This window comes from Luteibacter sp. 9133, assembly GCF_000800155.1.
GTDB classification, from domain to species: domain Bacteria; phylum Pseudomonadota; class Gammaproteobacteria; order Xanthomonadales; family Rhodanobacteraceae; genus Luteibacter; species Luteibacter mycovicinus.
This window is the reverse complement of the sequence record NZ_JUHO01000001.1, coordinates 253,207-270,459: the sequence shown is the minus strand read 5'-3', so window position 1 is coordinate 270,459 and position 17,253 is coordinate 253,207. Positions and strand designations below refer to the sequence as shown.

Annotated in this window: 7 protein-coding genes; all 7 read right to left on the bottom strand. The window is 62.7% G+C overall.

All coding sequences use genetic code 11. The features are described 5' to 3' along the window. Window positions 1-362: 362 nt before the first annotated feature. Complete coding sequence (locus tag FA87_RS19610) at window positions 363-1,919, bottom strand: hypothetical protein (RefSeq protein WP_052191071.1); 1,557 nt, start codon at window positions 1,917-1,919, stop codon at window positions 363-365. Further along, window positions 1,916-3,661 (bottom strand): hemagglutinin repeat-containing protein, encoded by a 1,746-nt coding sequence (locus FA87_RS00975; protein ID WP_156128473.1) that lies wholly within the window; start codon window positions 3,659-3,661, stop codon window positions 1,916-1,918. The genes FA87_RS19610 and FA87_RS00975 overlap by 4 nt, the downstream gene beginning before the upstream one ends. Window positions 3,662-3,840: 179 nt before the next feature. Beyond that, complete coding sequence (locus tag FA87_RS00970) at window positions 3,841-4,248, bottom strand: Imm63 family immunity protein (RefSeq protein WP_051944077.1); 408 nt, start codon at window positions 4,246-4,248, stop codon at window positions 3,841-3,843. After that, window positions 4,245-14,525, bottom strand: a complete 10,281-nt coding sequence (locus tag FA87_RS00965) for a hemagglutinin repeat-containing protein (protein ID WP_043691751.1) — start codon at window positions 14,523-14,525, stop codon at window positions 4,245-4,247. Before FA87_RS00965 ends, FA87_RS00970 begins: the two co-directional genes overlap by 4 nt. Window positions 14,526-14,538: 13 nt before the next feature. After that, the gene (locus FA87_RS00960) at window positions 14,539-16,245 is read right to left on the bottom strand and encodes a ShlB/FhaC/HecB family hemolysin secretion/activation protein (RefSeq protein ID WP_156128471.1); all 1,707 of its coding nucleotides are present in this window, start codon (window positions 16,243-16,245) and stop codon (window positions 14,539-14,541) included. Window positions 16,246-16,369: 124 nt separating this feature from the next. Continuing rightward, a complete protein-coding gene (locus tag FA87_RS00955) occupies window positions 16,370-16,873 on the bottom strand; it encodes a hypothetical protein (protein ID WP_139382834.1) in 504 nt (167 codons plus the stop codon). Window positions 16,874-16,955: 82 nt separating this feature from the next. Then, on the bottom strand, window positions 16,956-17,183 hold the full coding sequence (locus FA87_RS00950) for a hypothetical protein (protein WP_139382835.1): 228 nt from the start codon (window positions 17,181-17,183) through the stop codon (window positions 16,956-16,958). Between the last annotated feature and the right edge of the window lie 70 nt (window positions 17,184-17,253).

Below are 17,253 nucleotides of genomic sequence, written 5' to 3'. Positions count from 1 at the left end.
GGCACAGCCTTTTCCTCAAACAACAGCTCATGCAATCCACCAGCTACCGACCTAAAGTTGCTAAGCAACGAATCGCGACATCGGCACCTAAATAGGCTATCCATACAACAACGCCAAACGCCCAGGAAATCGGGTGCTCACAACCTGTCAATGGGGGCTTCTCGGCCTTGGACCCCGCAAATTGAAAAGTAGCATCCCTATCCCTGCAGTAACCATACCTCCCCGGCAGGCAATCGCCAATGCCAAGGGAAGATCGAACGTCAAACCACGCATTAAGCATCCTACAAACCCGAGCGCGAGTATCAAAGGCGTCATAACAACAAAGAAGAAAAGGCCAACGGCCAAGGTTCTAATGATTCGGCTCACTTAGTTGAATCCTTTGTTTTAGTATCGGCGATCGTCTTTTTTGCCATTCCATCGATTACCGCCTGAACAGCCTCTGCTGCCGCTGGGCCCGCGGCATTCCCGTACGCATAGGGAGATATAGACCCCGGTATCTGCTTGCCGATCCAAATCGTTGACGTGTCACCAACTTTATATCCTACACCGCCCGTCAAGCCGGACATGACAGCGTTTGAAAACACATTATTGTTCTCGTTGTAGATCTGGTTATTCAATTCCGTCTGCACGAATCCGCCGGCCGATCCGACCGCCACGTTCCACCAAAGGCCACCGCCGACGCCAAGCGCGCCGCCAGCCGTTGCTACCGCAACGTTCGTCCATCGGACACTCCCATCCTGGATCAATTGTGAGGTTGCGTTGACTGCACCACTCAACGCTCCAGCGCCTGCACGTGATGCCAGAATGTACGTTGCTATCGTCCCGGTCGACGCGCCAGCTCGGGCAGCGTTCGCCGCAGCCAGGAATGGCACACCGACAGAGAGCCCGCCGCTAGCACCTGTGAGCACTATTTGGCCATTCATCTTGAGGAACTTAGCGGTATCGTCAGAGGTCCACTCGACGAAGCGCTCAGGGAAACTCGTTTCAGAGAAGTAGGATCTAAGCGCGGCGTCTCGCGAAGGATCAGCCGAAGGATTCATCGCCTCAAGAACACTGGCAAAGGCTTTCTGATCCTGTACTAACTTCCCCGCACCAAGCCCCGAGTTCGACATCTGCTCGGGCGAAGACGACAGCTCGTACACCCAGCCATTCTGACCAACCGGTGTGTTGTCGTAGAGAAAGAGCATCGCATCTGTGCGCGTCTGCTCAGAGTCCGCATTACCCAAATATCGCGAATCAAAATCGTCGTTCCCGACCATAGCCGCGCGGATAAGGATACCGCGAGCCTCTTCCTCCGAGATCCCCTTGGCTTGCGCGTACTTGGCGGCCACATTGTCAGTGATGAAGTTGACCAGATCAGGGTGCAACTGTCGGTTGTATTTATCGCCGTCCAACGCAGCTAGTGCGCCCGTACCCTGACCGACGAGCCCGCCGACCGCGGCGCTGCCCAGCTCCATGAAGGCCTTCCAATCGTCGCTCCGTGGATCGACGCCCTGCTCGAATAGATACTGCTGCATCGCCTTCGATGCCGCTTCGCTGGTCGCACCGCCAACCGCGCCCTGGATCACACTCCCGCCACCAAGCGACGCCATAACCGCACCCACCAACCCGTGCAGAATGACTTTGTTGCGGCCACCATCGCCCCAGGCTGCGCGCTCGGCATCGGACGAACTGTGGTTCTGCATGTATTGGGCGAGATCACCCACTCCACGCATACCCGTGTAGCCCGCCAGGCTGGTCAGCTCCTGCTGCTCAGCAACTTTCTCCTGATCGAAGGCATTCTTAAGCGCCTCGTTCTCCAGCGTCGGATTCCGATCCAGGTCGCTCAGATCCTTACCCGGGTCGTTGCGAACAATAATGGTCCCGCCCGCGATACCCGAATGGGTATCGCTACTCACATTGTCATGCTGCGGCGTCATAGCACCACGGCAGCACCGACCGCCCCGGAGATATTGCTCGCCATCGTGCTGCCGCCACTGACCGTGACCTGGCTCGCCTTGTACTTCGACTCGTTATGCAGATCCTCGTAAATCAGATCGCCCGTGCTGAGGATGTTCTTCGACGCATCGGCACTGCTGGCAATCTGCCCACCGATCAGATGCGTGGTTCCGCCCACGTCCAGCTGGAAGCCGCCGTCCCCCGCCTTGACTCCGCTGACCTCACTGACACTCTGATAGTGGCTATCGATCTTGCCCTGGCTGTAATAGCCACTCGCACTGACAAAACCGCTCTGGGTCAGGCCAAACATCACCTTCGCCCCGGCCTGCATCGTCTTGCTGGAGAAGTCGTCGGTATCCTGCTCGCTGCGGATCGTCAGGTTCTTGCCGATGTTGGCAATAACCTGATTGCCCTTCAGCTGGGCGCCCTGAATCGTCGTGTCGTTGCCGCTGATCAGCGTCAGCACGCTGTCGGCGTTGATCGTCGTCTCGGCATGCGTGATGCCGTTGCCGCGGGCTTTCCCACTGCCTATGCTCGCCTCGGCATAGATACCGAAACCGTCCGTGCCGAAGCTGACCCCCACGCCACCGCTGCCGTTCTTCGAATCGTTCTTGAGTGAATGATTCTCCACCTGGCTTAGCAGATTGATGTCATGGGCGGCCGCGAGGGCGACGTTGTCGCCGGTGACTTCGCTGCCGATGATAGTGAGGTCGCCACCGGTCGCGGCGATGGTGACGTCGCCGCTGCTACGGATGTGACTGCCGAACGCCGTCTCGTCGTGGCTGGTGGTCTTGCTGCTCGCACTCTTACCGCCGATGCCGACCTGGACGTTGATGCCTTCCTGGCCAGCACCGCCCTTGCCTGCGCCGATGCCCTGCGTCTTATACGTATCGAGGATGTCCTTGCCGTCGTAGTAGGCCTTGGCGGCGTAGAGCGCTTTCAGCCGGTCATCGTCGACCTCGCTGCCCCGCTTCACTGAATTCCGCGCGTCCATCGCCAGCTCGACCATGGAACCACCGAGACCCACCGTGATGCCGCCTTCGTTATGCCGCTGAAACTGCGTCGTATCCGACGTATCCACCGCCGCATCGATCGTCACGTTTTTGCCGACGATCGTAGTCGCCTTGTTGCTGATGACGTCGGTGCCGGTCAGGTGCAGGTTATTGCCCGCCGTGAGCGTGACCTTCCCATCCGTCGAGCCGACCAGGCTGCCGGTGTGGGTGATCTCCGTATCGCTTTGGCCCTGGTTGTCCTTGACCTTGCCGTAGTGATCGTTGAGGCCCTGACGCGAGAAGCCGGTATACGTGACGGACTTGTCCTGGCCCGTGCTGTACGTGTTCTCGGCCGTGGTCAGGGTGAGGTCGTTACCGGCAGCGAGCAGGACGTCGTTGGTCGCCGCAATCTGCACGCCTTCACCCACGATGTTACGGCCCGCCGCCGCGGTCACGCTGTCGCCGCTGAGGGTGGTGCCGTGGGCGATGGTTTGGGTCGTCGAGGAATCGCGGTCGGTGGTCTTGCCCTGCTGCATCGGCGCCAGGCCGTGATTCAGTACGAAGCCCGACTTCTTGACCGTCGACTCGTGCGATTCAGTGTAGCTGTCGTGCGTGGCTTCGAGGTTGATGTCACGACCCGAAGCCAGCGCGATCGCGCCGCCTGAGGCGAGCTGCGTGCGGAGGAGCGTTGCATCGCGGGATATGAACGCTCTAGGACTTATCCAAACCACCGTGAGCCAGCAGGAGCTGCATCCGCGCAAATCGGGACAGCACACATGGTTTTCCGTCCATATTAGAAACCATGCTTCAATCGAACTAACTGGGCTCTGCAACTTGACGCGGAGCCCCGTCGGTGGATGCAACTCGACGGGATCTAACGCACTGGTTGAACGTGTACGAAATACCGTTGCTAGTCGGAAAAAGGAGCGGAGACCAAAATCTCAGCAATCTCACGCTCCTGCCTATCGCCCCAGTCGGGACGCAACTGCGCCATCAGAAGCACTCTCCGGGAGAAATACACCCGCCTCCAATCCTGCCCTTGAACTCGGTGGTCAAGTTCGAACGCAAGCGCCATCTGCGACACGACCCGATCCATGATCCGGTAAACAAGTTCGTCCGAACTCGTGTAGGAAAGGCGGAAATTCTCGACTCCGCGCTCGGACGATACGTAATTGTACGACCCAGAAGACAGCTCGACGTAAGGAGTTCCATCTGACACAGGCGCCAACGGGATTATCAGGAGCAACGGAGGAGCATTGATCTGGGACCCGAGCCGAGTCACCTCTTCTTGCAAATCCACGATGCTATTCGAACTCACTTGACCTTCCTCAGATATCCATTGTCTAGGAGCCACTGCACATTAACCTTGCCTGGCAAGTTGGGTAGCATTTGCACGCCTCCTCCAGATTGCCCGAACGCAGGAGCTATCTCGCCTTGAATGACAGGCAGTGGCTTAATGACCTCGTACTCACTGTATGGGTTGGCTCTAGTACCTGGTGCTAACGCCCTTTGCTCGTACGTGGTTCCTACGGGAGACAAGAACGACCCTGCCGTATCACCGTAACGGTCGAGTCTGGTGCCCACCGCAATGGTATTACTGATTGGCTTATCCGCGAAGCCCATGTTAGCTGGCCAATTCCATGAGCCATCGGCTTTTTGATACTGTGCATATTCGGAATAACCGCCCGCTTCGGCATCGACCGCCCCCGCTATAGGCGACGCCTTCTGCGGGACGTCCTGCGTCCGGGGGAGCGGCGCTGTTCCCATTGCAAGGCGTCCAGCCGCGACTGCCGTAATCGTGTCTGTAAGCGCCTGTGCGTTCTGCGCTGCAGCATCCGACAGCCCTGCGTCTTTCCACATGCCGTACTGCAGTGTCTGATACGACTGCCCAGTCCACCACGTACTTACACCGGCGGAGAAGGAATCGCTTTGCTGCGCGATGTTCACCGCACTTGCGCCGCAAGCAGCTCCCCCGAACTGGCAGAGCTTAGACACCAGAAGCGCGTTTACGAAGCTATTAGTGGCCTGACCCAGACCTTCCAAGCGCTTCGTGCCATTTATGTCAGCCCACGCATCCTCAGCTGCGGCTAGTGGGCCATACTCGAAGAGTCCGGTAGCCTTCAACTCGGCCGCAATCTCGGCTTTCCGGCCGTCAGACATCTGCGCCAGTACGTCATTGTACTGGTCCACAAGTTGCTGCCCCGCAACGGTATAGTGGATACCAGTGTCAGTCAGCACTGTCGCTTGCACCAAACCTCTGCCGTTGACACACGATACGATGACACACGCAATCGCCTGAACCTCCTCCTCGGAGTAACCCTTGCTCCTTGCAAGATTCACGATGGCCGACTGTTCGTCGACATGCAATTCACGATTGTAGAGAGATCCATTTAGGGCGCTCGCTGCGCCTGATCCTCCACCTAGCGCACTGCCAAGGGCTGCACTTGCCGCGGCCAGGAGCTGCCTCCCTTCTGGCTGATCAGGATCAATGCTCTGGCTAACAAGAAACTCAGCCATCGCCTTGCTGGCCGCCTCGGAGCCCGCAGCACCGAGGCCGCCGCCGAGTGCGTCACTTCCTCCCAAGGCGACGCTGGCCGCGCCTACAAGGCCATGAAGCAGCACCTTGTTCTGTCCACCGTCCGCCCATTTTGCTTGATCCTCAGTAGTCGTTGCATGCTTGAACATGTAAGCGGCAACGTCGCCCACTGCAGTCATGCCCACTTGACCAGCTAAATTCCCCAACTCCTGGTTTGCGCGGACCTTCTCCTCGTCGTATATAGGTTTGAGGCCCTGTGCGTCGAGGCTGCCGTCACGCTGAAGACTCGCAAGATCAGTAGCCTGATCGCGCGTGATAATTTTCCCGCCAGCAATGCTGGACTGAGTATCACTACTGCTCTTGTCACTCTGAGGAACCGAAAGCCCCGTCGGCGAAAATCCGCCGGAGCCGCCCCCCACACCGAAGCTACTCGCGCTATAGCTTGCCTCGTTGTGAATCGAATCCCAGGTCAATGAGCCTGTATCGAGGATGTTCCTGCTCGGATCGGCTGAGCTGGCGATTACGCCGCCAACCAGGTGAGTATTTCCACCGACGGTGATATCGAAACCACCCTTCCCTGCACCAATCCCGCTGACTTCATTGACGCTATCGTAGTGGCTATTCACCTTGCTCTGGCTATAGCTGAAGCTACCGCCATAGCCGAACGTGACACTTGCTCCGACCTGCTGCTGCTTGCTTGCATAGTCGTCGGTATCTTGTTCGCTTTGGATAAGCAAGTTGCCAACCACATTTGCAAGCACTGAGTCACCCTTCAACTGGGCGCCCTTGATTGTCGTGTCGTTACCCGAGATCAGCGTAAGGTTATCGCTGGCGTTAACCACCGTCTCGGCATGTGTTGTCCCATTACCAACAGCCTTACCCATCCCGGCCGACGCCGAGATGTAGATGCCGGTCTGCGAGCCGATAGAGAAGCCGATTTCGCCACTGCCATTCCGGTTCGTGCTCTTACTGGAATGGTCTTCAGCCTGGCTGAGAAGAGTGAGATTATTGGCAGCCGCGAGCGCAACGTTCTTACCGTCGATGTTGCTGCCGATGACATTCAGATCGCCGCCAGTAGCTGCGATAGTGACGTCGCCGTTACTGCGAATGTTGCTTCCATACGCGCGCTCTTCGTGCGTCTTCGTCTCGCTACTTGCGCTGCTCGCACCAATGCCGACGCGCAGCGAGATACCCGTCGCCTGGCCTGCCGCCTGTGCACCGGCGGCACCACCCCCGGCGTTGTCGTACGCATCGGCTGCGCCACCCAGCGATGCGATCGAATCCATCCCATCGCCTGAAAGACCCATTCCACGGCCCGCACCATCCGAGAACAAGTACTGAGCCGACTGCGCCGCATAGAGGGCCTTTAACCGGTCGTCCTTGACTTCACCCGCCCGGTGCGCCACACCGTAAGCGCCTTGAATGGCGCTTACGGCACCGCCCGTCAAACCCAACGTGATACCCGCCGTCTGCTTCTTATACGTCTGACGCGTGTCCGCGGTGGCGACGGCGGCATCAATCGTCACATCCTTACCGACGATCGTGGTCCCTTCCTTGCTGAGCACATCGCTACCGGTGATGTGTACCGTGTTACCGGCCGTCAGCGTGACCTTGCCATCCGTGCTGCCGATGACACTACCCGTCGGCGTACTGTCGTTCTCTTCGTAACCGGTCTGCTCCTTCGACCCGCCAATCATCACACTGAAGCCACCGCCGGACATCAGACCCGATTTGCTGACGGTCTTGTCGTGGGTTTCGCTATGCGTGGTCTCGGCCGTGCCGATGGTCAGGTTGTTTCCCGCGGCCATCACCAGATCGTTGGTTGCACCGATCTGCGCACCCTGCGTAGTGATGTCGTTCCCCGCCGCCACGGTCACACTGTCCCCGCTGATCAGCGTACCGACCGCAAGGCTATCGACCGTCGCGTCGTAAGCCTTTTTCGTCGTGCTCGACATCGTGCCGGACTTGACGCTCTTGGTCTGCTGCTCCCAGTTGTGCAGCTCCTGACCGGCATTGAGGTTGACGTCATTCTTTGCCGCCAGGGCGACGCCGCCCGTCTCGCTGGTGATCGTTGCGGCCGTTGCGTTGATGTCATGCCCGGCGCTGACGATCACGCCGTTGCTGCCGTCCAGGCTGGTGCCCGTCAGCGTCTGGTCCATCGTGTGGGTCTGGACAGCCTTCTTGCCGTCCTTGGTGTAGCTTTCGCTGCGCTGCGTGTCGGTGATCGCATTCAGCACAACGTCGCGGCCGGCACTGATGGCCACCTGATCCCCGGCCTTAACCTTAGCCCCCTCACTCACCACATCCCGACCCGCCGCGAGCACCGCATTCCCGCCCGCGTCAATCGTCGTCACCGTGTGCACGGTGCTCTCGCTGTTCTGCTTTCCACCCTGCACGGCCGTCGTCTGACCGATCGCATTGAGGCTAAGATCACGCCCGGCGACCAGCTGCGCATCGCCGCCCGCCTTGACCGACGTTGCCGTGAGCGAGAGATCGCGTTTCGCTGACAACGACAAGTCGCCACCGGCGGACACCGGCACCGCGCCCTGCGTCAGGTCGCGACCCGCGCTTGCGGACAAGTTGCCCGTCGCGCTGATCGAACCGCCCGAGGCAAGGCCCAGTCGCGCGGCATCCACCGGCGCGATCGCATCGCCCAGTTTCAGGCCGCCCAGATCGACGCGGCCGATGTCCGCTCCGCTGAGGATGTCATTGCCTGCGGTCAGGCTGACGTTGCCCCCCTTGATGCTGCCCGCGTTGAGGATGTCCTGCGCGGCGGTGACGCTGAGGTTGCCGCCTGCGCTCAGGTTGCCGCCGTTGAGCAGCGTGCCGGCCTTGAGGCTGGCGTTTTCACTCGCGGCGATCGTGCCCGTGTTGGTCAGCGTGCCGGAGGCGTCGAGGATCACCGTCTTGCCAGAGAGGATCGCGCCGTTCTGCGCGACTTCCTGCGCGTGCGCGGCGGACAGGTAGACCACCGGCACGAGCACCTTCTCGCCGTTGACCTCCTGGCTCACCATCCAGACGATGTCCTGGGTGAGGCTGGCCATCTGGCTGGCGGTGAGCGCGATACCGACCGAGAGCTGGAACTCGCCCGACGCCGACACGCCTGCGTCCATCAGCGCGCGGTACTGCGCCATGGCGTCGGTGTTGTCCGTGAGGTAGCGACGACCGGTGAGCGAGGTGATCTGGTCGAGCACCATGCGCTGCTCGTAGAAGCCGTCACCCAGACGCTTCATCGTGCTTTCGCCGTTGAAGCCGAGGCGGTCCATCAGGTAGTCGCTACCGAGGAAGCCGGCCTGGCTGGCGAAGCGCGGATCGGTCTCGATCAGGTACGAGCTGGCGCTGCCCGGGTGCGTCGTGTACAGGCCGCTGGTCGGCAGGCGGATCTGGCCGGCCGGGGCGTCGGGCGAACCGACGCTCTGCGAGCCGGGGCGCGGACCCGCGTTGCGTGTATCGCCGCTGGTGGTGCCGACGGCACCGACGCTGTTCGCATCCGGAGCGTTGCCCAGGCCACCGACACCGCCGAGATCGACGTTGCCGCCCGCCGCGCCGACATGGCCCGCGCCTGTGCCGGATACGTTGCTGCCGCCGCTATTCGCACCGAGCTGCACGCCACTGATGGGGTTACCGTCGGCGCCGACGGTGGTGTTCTCGATGGTCTGGCCGTGGAATTCCAGCGTGCCGCCCGCGGTCATCCGCGAGACGAGGCCCTGACCCGGATCGATGCCGATCCATGCGGGGCGCTGCCCGTCGCCGAGGGCGATGGTCGACGTACTGCTGCCGTTGCCGTAGATCTTGAAGCCATTCGGCTCCCAGCGGCGCGGATCGTGGACGAGCGACTCCCAGCCCACGCCATACTCCGAGACGGTACGCACGGTACCGGTCGGATTCCAGGCGATGTTGCGGATGATCTCGCCGCCGACGTTCGTGTCGCCCGCACCGAGCGCACTCTGTCCGGCGCCGTTGATGACGAGGTTGCTACCGGCGGCCACCGTCGACTTGTCGTTGGTGACCGAGCCGGACAGCGTGATGTTGCCACCAGCGACCATGCGGCCTTCCGCGCTGGCACGCGACAGTCGCTCATACGACAGCAAAGTGTCGGTGTACGTTGCCTGGAAACGGGTCGGAATACCGTCGCCGCTCTGGAAGCCCGTGCAGCGGTTGTCCGTATATCCCGCGCCCTGGCAATACGTCCGCGCCCGCTGAATTTCTTCCGCGCTGACGACCTGGCTCGGATCGATGTTCGGCGGCTGGTGGTTCGGATCCGGATCGTTATACGCATAGCGCACGATCGGGCCGCCCACCTGCTGCACCGCGCCGTCCGCCAGGTTGACCGTCTGCGTTTCGAAGATACGGCGCTGATTGGTGATCTGGTTCGCAGCGAGCGTGATCGAGCCATCGGCTTCGATGTCGCCGGACAGGTTGGTGATCGCCCCGGCACGGCCGCCACCGTCGTTGGCGGCGATGAAGATGTCGCCCAGCGCGAACACCATCGCATCGCGATTGAGGAACGTGCCACCGATCAGCAGGCGGACATTGTTCGTCGCGGCGACCAGGGCCGACTGATACGCCATGTTGTCCGCGACACCACCCAGGTCCGCACCGTTGGTGAAGTTGTTCGCGCGGACGGTGATGTTGTCGCCGATCAGCGAACCGGTGTTGTCGATATCCGTACCGTTGACGTTGAGCGTATCGCCTTCGAGGCGACCGCGGTTTACTACGGCTCCACGCGAGTTGAGCGTGGTCGTCGCGCTGCTTATGCGCGCGCCGCTGCCGTTGGTGATGCTGGCGGCGTCGACGGTCAATGCGCCGACGCTTTCGAGTGCCGCGCCGTCGCTGTTGTATAGAGAGCCACCCAGGTGCAGACCGAAGTTGCGGTTGGCCTTGAACTGACCGCCCTCGCCGTTGATGAAATCGCCCGGCAGCGTGACATCGAGATCACGACCCGCGATGACGCGGCCGTTACCCTGGATACCGCCGAGCAAGCTGAGCGCTACGTCGCCGTTGGACGACGTGTTGCCGCCCGCGTTGTTGAGCCACGCCAGCGTCAGGGCAAGACGCGTACCGGCACCAAACTGGCCGTTGGTATTGGTCAGCGTCGCACCGCCGTTGTTCCAGTCCAGAGTACCTGCCGCGTAGACGTTACCGCTGGTGTTCTCGAAGCCACCGATACCGAGTGACAGATCGCCGCCGGAAACCACCCGGCCGCCGGTGTCGTTCAGCGAGGTCGCATTGATCGCCACGCCGCCCTGACCGCCAAGCGTGCCGTTGGTGTTGTTGATGGCGCCGCCGGACGTGAAGCGGGTCATGCCCGTGCCCGTATTGGCGATACGGCCATTGATGTTGGAGAGGCCGCCGCCCGTGACGGTCAGCGTGGCCGCCGTGTCGCCGCTGCCGCTCTCAATACGACCGTTGTCGTTGATCAGCGAGCCGTTGGCGACCACCGTCGATGAACCCATCGACTGGACGGCGCCACGATTCACCAGGTTACCCGTGGCGGCGATATCCGCCGTCGTATTGGCGTACAACTGCCCCGCGTTATCGACTGAGCCGGCATGCAGCCACAGGCCACCGTTGCCGCCGATGAATCCGCCGACACCATTGCTCAGCGCCTGCGCGATGCTCAGGCGCATCAGCTCACCGGACAGCCCCTTGATCTGACCACTGCCGTTGGCCAGCGAGCCTGCCGTGACCGACGTCGCGCCACCCGACTGAAGCGTGCCTGCGTTGCTACCCAGCGCGCCCGCCGTCGTGATCGTAAGCGCGCTGGCGACCAGCGTGCCGCTGTCGTTGGCGATGCTGGCCGCGTCGATCGTCGCGACGTCAGTCAGGCTGATCGTGCCGCCGGTGGAATCCAGCGCACCGCGCGTGTCCAGATCGAGCGCCCCGTTACCGACAATGCGCCCACCGCGATTGGCGATGCCGTTATCGCCGTCGATCGTCAGCGTGCCCGTACCCGCGTGTTCGATCGCACCATTGTTGTTGGTAATCGAGGACGCACGCACGGTGAGGTTGCCGCCGTTGCCGGCGATGCGACCGTTGGTGTTATCCACGGCACCGGCGAAGTCCAGCGCCTGATCGGTCGTTCCGGTCTGGACGAGCGTGCCGCCGGTGTTGTCGAGGCTGACGGCCGTGACGTCGAGCGTGCCACCCTGCAACGTGCCGGCACGGTTCTTCAGCGCGCCGCTCGCCTGAAGCGCCAGCGTGCCGTCCGTGGCGATATTCGCGTTACCGGTATCGATGTCACCCGCCGTGGCGATCAACGCGATGTCGCCGCCAGTACGCAGGCGCGAGGCGGCCAGGTCGAGGGACGCGGCACGTAACGCCAGGCGGCTGGCTGCCAGCGTGTTGCCATGCACCGCCAGCGCACCGGCCACCGTGGCGTCGAGCACGCCCGACGTGCCGAGGCTGCCGTCGGCCTGCACGCCGGCGCCGAGCACGCCGGTGGAGACGAGAGTGCCGGCGACCACGGTCAGGTCGCCCTGAGCGACGAGGGTGCCGGTATTGCTCAATTGCTGGGCCAGGGTCCAGCTGGCTTTGCCACCCGTATAAACGCTGCCGTCGTTGCTGGCCGTGGTCGCGTTGACGGTCAGGTCGCCGCCCGTGCGCAGGCTGCCGCTATTCGTCAGCGAGCGCGTCGCCAGCGTGGCATCGCTGCCGGCGTAGACCGAACCGGCGTTGTCGATAGCGTCAGTCGCCGCCACGTCGACATGCGCGGTCGCGTAGAGGCTGCCGGTCGCCGCGTTGTCGAGACGCGTCAGGGCCTTTGCGGACAGATCCGTTCCCGCCTGCAGCGTGCCCGCGTTGGTGAGCGTACCGGTGTTGTCGAGGCGGAGCGCGCCGTCGGCAACGGTCATCGCGTCCGCGACATGGTTGACATCACGACCGCGGAGGGTCGCATCGCGTTTCGCGTAGATTACGCCCTGCTGCGTCAGTGTGCCCGCGTCGATGGCCACGTCGCGGCCCGCTTGCAGGTGGCCGCTGTTGGTTACCGCAACCGCTGCGACGGACAGATCGCGATCCGCCACCGTCGTGCCCGTGTGGGTCAGGTTTTGCGAGGCCGTCAGGCTGGTGTTGCCCACAGCGCTGACCGTGCCGCGCTGGGCGATGTCCGTCGCGATCAGCGTCGCATTGCCGGTGTCGGCAAGCAGCTTGCCGCTGTTGTCGACCGTGGTGTTCGCCGCTACAGCGACCGAACCCACCGCTTCCGCTGTACCCGCATTGCTTACCGAGCCGCCACGAAGCGAGACATCGGTCTGCGCGTAGATATCGCCCGAAGCCGCGTTGTTGAGAGCCTGACCGGCCGTCGCTTCCAGTGCACCGCCGATCGCGTACAGCTTGCCGCTGTTGGTCAGCGCACCCGACGCGTCCAGCGCCAGCTTCTGCGCCGCCTGCATGGCGCCGGTATTGACGATGTCACCGGCCACGTCGACGACAAGGTTGCCGTCGGCGCGCACGAGGTTGCCGTTGTCCAGCGAACCCGCATGCAAGGATGCATTCGTCGTCGCGTAGATCTGACCGGCATTGCTCACCTTGCCGTCGACATCGATCGTCAACGCGCGACCGGCATACAGCACCCCTTGCGCACCCAGCGTCAGCGCAGCCGTCGATACGACCAGGTCACCGCCCGACTGAATCTGGCTGTTGTTGGTGATGTTGGCGGAATGGATCGCCGTGTCGCCGCCGGTCACTATGTTGCCGCTGTTGGTCAACGCGCGCGATGCATGCAGCGACGCCTGCCCGGCAAGGCTGATGCGACCGCTGTTGTCGATGTTGGCCGCATCGAGACCGGCAGCCCCACCGGCGATGATGGTTCCGGCATTGCCGAGGCGATCGTTCGCCTGCAGGCTCAGTTCGGTACCCGACTCGACCGACGCGGCGTTGTCGATACTCCCCGCGCGCAGCGTGACGCGCTTGCCTGCGTAGACGTCACCCGCACCGCTGTTGGTGATAGCGGAGGCGTTGACGCCGAGCGATCCGCCGACGGCATAGAGCTTGCCGCTGTTGGTCAGCGCGCCAGCGGCGTCGATCGATGTGTCGCCGGTTCCGTAGATCGTGCCGCTGTTATCGAGGGCACCCGCGGTCGTCACCGCCACATTAGTGCCCGCCGCCAGCGTGCCGCTGTTCGACAGCGCCGCACCCTGTATCGCCAGCTGCCCCGTCGACGTCGTCCTGCCGGTCAGCTCGAGACGGCCCGCCTGCGTGATTGTGAAGTCACCGCCCTGCGTCGCGAGTTCGCCCGCATTGCGCACGCCGACACCGGCTTCGGTACCGACGAGGCGGATCTTATTCGCATACATGCCGCCCAGTGCGGCCACGTCCAGGCTCACGCCATCCGTGGCGCCCTCGCCTGCGATCGCCTGCGCCGACAGGTCGCCGTAGTTCACCTGGTTCGCACCGGTGACCACGTTCAGCTCATTGGCCCAGACCTTCGCGTTGGCCGCGACGGTACGCGCGATCAGGTCGAGCCGGTCCGTGCCGGTGCCATTAAGACCCGCGCCGTTGATGGCCAGCGTACCGCGCGTCACACGGAAGGCCGCGAGGCTCCCATCGCCACCGAATACCGGCGTACCCGTGACCAGCGTGCCGCGCGAGGTGTTGATGAAGCCGCAGCCGTCGCAGCTGATCCCGTTCGGGTTGGCGATGATCACTTCGGCGCGGTTGCCCGCCACCTCGGTAAAGCCGCGCAGGCTCGATGCATTCTGTGAGGTCACCTCGTTGACGATGATCCGCGCCGACTGACCGCTGGCGAGATTCGCGTTGCCGACGATGTAGCCCGCCTGTTGCGTCTGACTGACCGCGGCGCCGTTATTGAGGATCAGGCCCTTCGGGTCGACGTTGAAGTGCTCGTACTGGTTATGCGACACGCCGCCCTGCGTGGGCGCGACGATGTTGACCACCGGCGTGCCGTTGGCCGCCGTATCCACGGTCGGACGGTGGGCCGGGTTCGCGGCGCCGGCCACCTGGGCCTGCGAGGCGACAGGCGCGCCAACGAAGGCGACGAGCAGCGCGAGGGCCAGCGTATGCGTCACGCGGCGGGCAAAGTGAGGGCGCAGTGTCATCGTGCAGTCCTTGTCAGTACTGGTAAACGAGCTGGAAGCCCGTCGCCGGTCGCATCGTGTTGAGGGCGCGACCGCCCTTGTCCGCCCAGCCGGCGAACGCGTCGAAGCTGAAACGCCCGAAGCTGCCGCGCAGGCCGACGAATTCGCCACGCAGGGTTTTCTCGGGCAGCGTGCGAATGCTCGGCCCGCCGACGTGGCCGCCGTCGATACCGGCGTAGGCCGCGATGGGCAGGTTGCCCAGCGGCACGCTGAAGGTGTTGCGCCAGTACCAGCCACGCTCGCCCGCCAGCGTCTCTTCACCATCGAACCCACGGACGGAATAGCGTCCGCCCAGCGTGATGAATTCCGAGGCGTAGAGCGTGTCGCTGCTGCGCTGGGCACGCAGTTCCGTCGTCCACTGCACCGGCACACGGCCGAGCTTGAACGGCACGTTGAGTGAGGCATCGAGCAGGTTCAGGCCGTACTGGAAGGTCGGCGCGTCTTTCGACAGGCCCGCCGCATCCTGCTGGCCGCCGAACCAGGTGACACCGCGGCGATGGGCAAGGCGCAGATCCAGCTGGGCGTTACCCAGGTACTGGCGCTGCACCAGCGCGAGCTCGGCCGTGGTGACGTCACGCTTCTGCGTCAGCAGCTCGGAGTCCTCGATAAAGCTGTGCGCCCAGCGTTTGCCGATGCGCAGTTCCAGCGAGGTCTTGCCGTACTTCGTGCGATGGAGCATGCGCTGCACGGTGATGTCCGTCGTGCGCGACTTGCCGCTGGAGGTGAAGGTCTGCTGCGAGCCTTCCACCGTCTGGTGGTACTTGTAGTCATACAGCGAAGCGGTGAACAGCCAGTCGCCATAAGGCACCGCATAGTTCGCCGTGTTGCCGCGCGTGCCGTGCCCGTCGCTGTGATAGACGTCGTGGTTGTATCCCAGCGACAGCACGTCGTTGATGCGCAGCGGATTGTCGAGTCCGAGGTTGATACCGCCCTGCAGGCGGCCGGTTGCGCGCGACCCGCTGTCATCGAGCGACGCGACCACATGCCAGGGTCGCGAGCGCTTCGCGGTGATGACCAGATCCGACTCGCCCGGTTGTTCGCCCGGGGCGATGTCGATAGTGACGTCCTGCGAAGGCACGCGCTTGAACTGCTCCAGCCCCTGCTCGATGTCGCGCAGGTTGAGCAGGTCGCCCGGCCGGGCGGCGAGCGCGGTCTGCCAGGCACCCACGGCCGTATTATCGGCGAAGCGCACCGCACGAATCGTCCCCGGCACCAGCGTGAGCCTCAGCGTGCCGCTCGACAAGTCCTGCGGCGCGAGCCCCACACGAGTAGTCACGAATCCGCGATCGATGATCATGTCCGACACACGGCGGACGATGGCGTTGACGCCCTCGTGGCCGACGCATTTACCGGCGTAGCGGTCGAGGTAGCGCTGCGCGAAGACGAAGTCCTCCACGCGCTGGCCTTCGAGCACGACATGGGCGAGTCGGAAGCATTCCGCTTCAACCGGCACATCCGTGCGACGGAAATCCGTCACGGGAGCGGAATTCAGTCGCACATCCGGCTGTTGTTGCTGCTCCAGACGAGCCTGTGCCTCGCGCTGGGCGCGATCGCGTTGCTCTTGCTGGTCAAGCGTCTGGACTTGTTGCGCCTGTGCGACGCCCGTCACAGTTAGCAGAATGCCGGCCACACGCATGGCCGTCGAGACGCCCTGCCCGCGCCTTCCTGAGATGATGCTCACGTTTTCCCCTGTTTCTGGCCGGTCCGGGCCGTGCTGCTCCGAGGTGGGGAATTTTAGAGCCTGCGCATCTCAGGGGCTGAGCTTTAGTCGTAGGATATTGCCGACACGTCGTGTAGGGGAATTCCTACAAGAATTTCACCTGCACGGACATCAGGTCCTGATCGCCCTGACGGAACTGGCATAGGCGACCCACTTCGGTACTCAGCATTTTCATGGCGAGATCGTGAGCTTGCTCAGACGTGACGTCCGGCCTCGCCGCCATCGACTTTGCCATGGACGCGACCATAGGGTCATCTGCTGCCGGTGGCTTGCTCTGAGGTTCACAGGTCAGAGACACCGGGGAGCCCTTATACGTACCGGCGATGCCCTTGGTCGTTTCGTCATCGATACCTTCGACCACCGTGGACCAGCCAATTTTCACTACGTACTTATCGTGGCTCATGCTGCCCTCGGTGACGCAGAGCTTGGCATCTACCTGCTTGCCGCCGATCGCGACCGGCCGGGCCTGACACACCGTGCGTCCGGGCACCGCGGTAAGCGGTTCGCCATCCGTATCGGCGGCCAGGGCGGGTATCGACATGGCCGTAGCGATCGTGAGCAGCACGAGTTGTTTTTTCATCTGAATCATCATGACTCCAAGCAAAGTTAATCCATAAACGCGTGAGCGGCTGCGGGCTCGACTCCGCTCGACGCCACGTGTGACGTTCTGGCTATACGCTGCTGATGTGCCAGTCATCCGGGCCGCGCCATGCCATGGTACGGAATTGCAGCGAGGGATCCACGTCATCTCGGTATGCCCGCGCGAACTCTGCGGGCGACCAACCTTGGCCATCGACGAACACGGCGTCCAGGTCAATCAAATCGAGGAGAACCTGCCGTCGATGGTCGCCCGATGCGACGACAGACCGACTGATCCCCTCTTCGATCAGGATGCGCACCGACTCCCTATCCATGTGCAGACGCTCCAGATAGACCCACACCGACAGCAAAACCCAACCACCGGGCGAC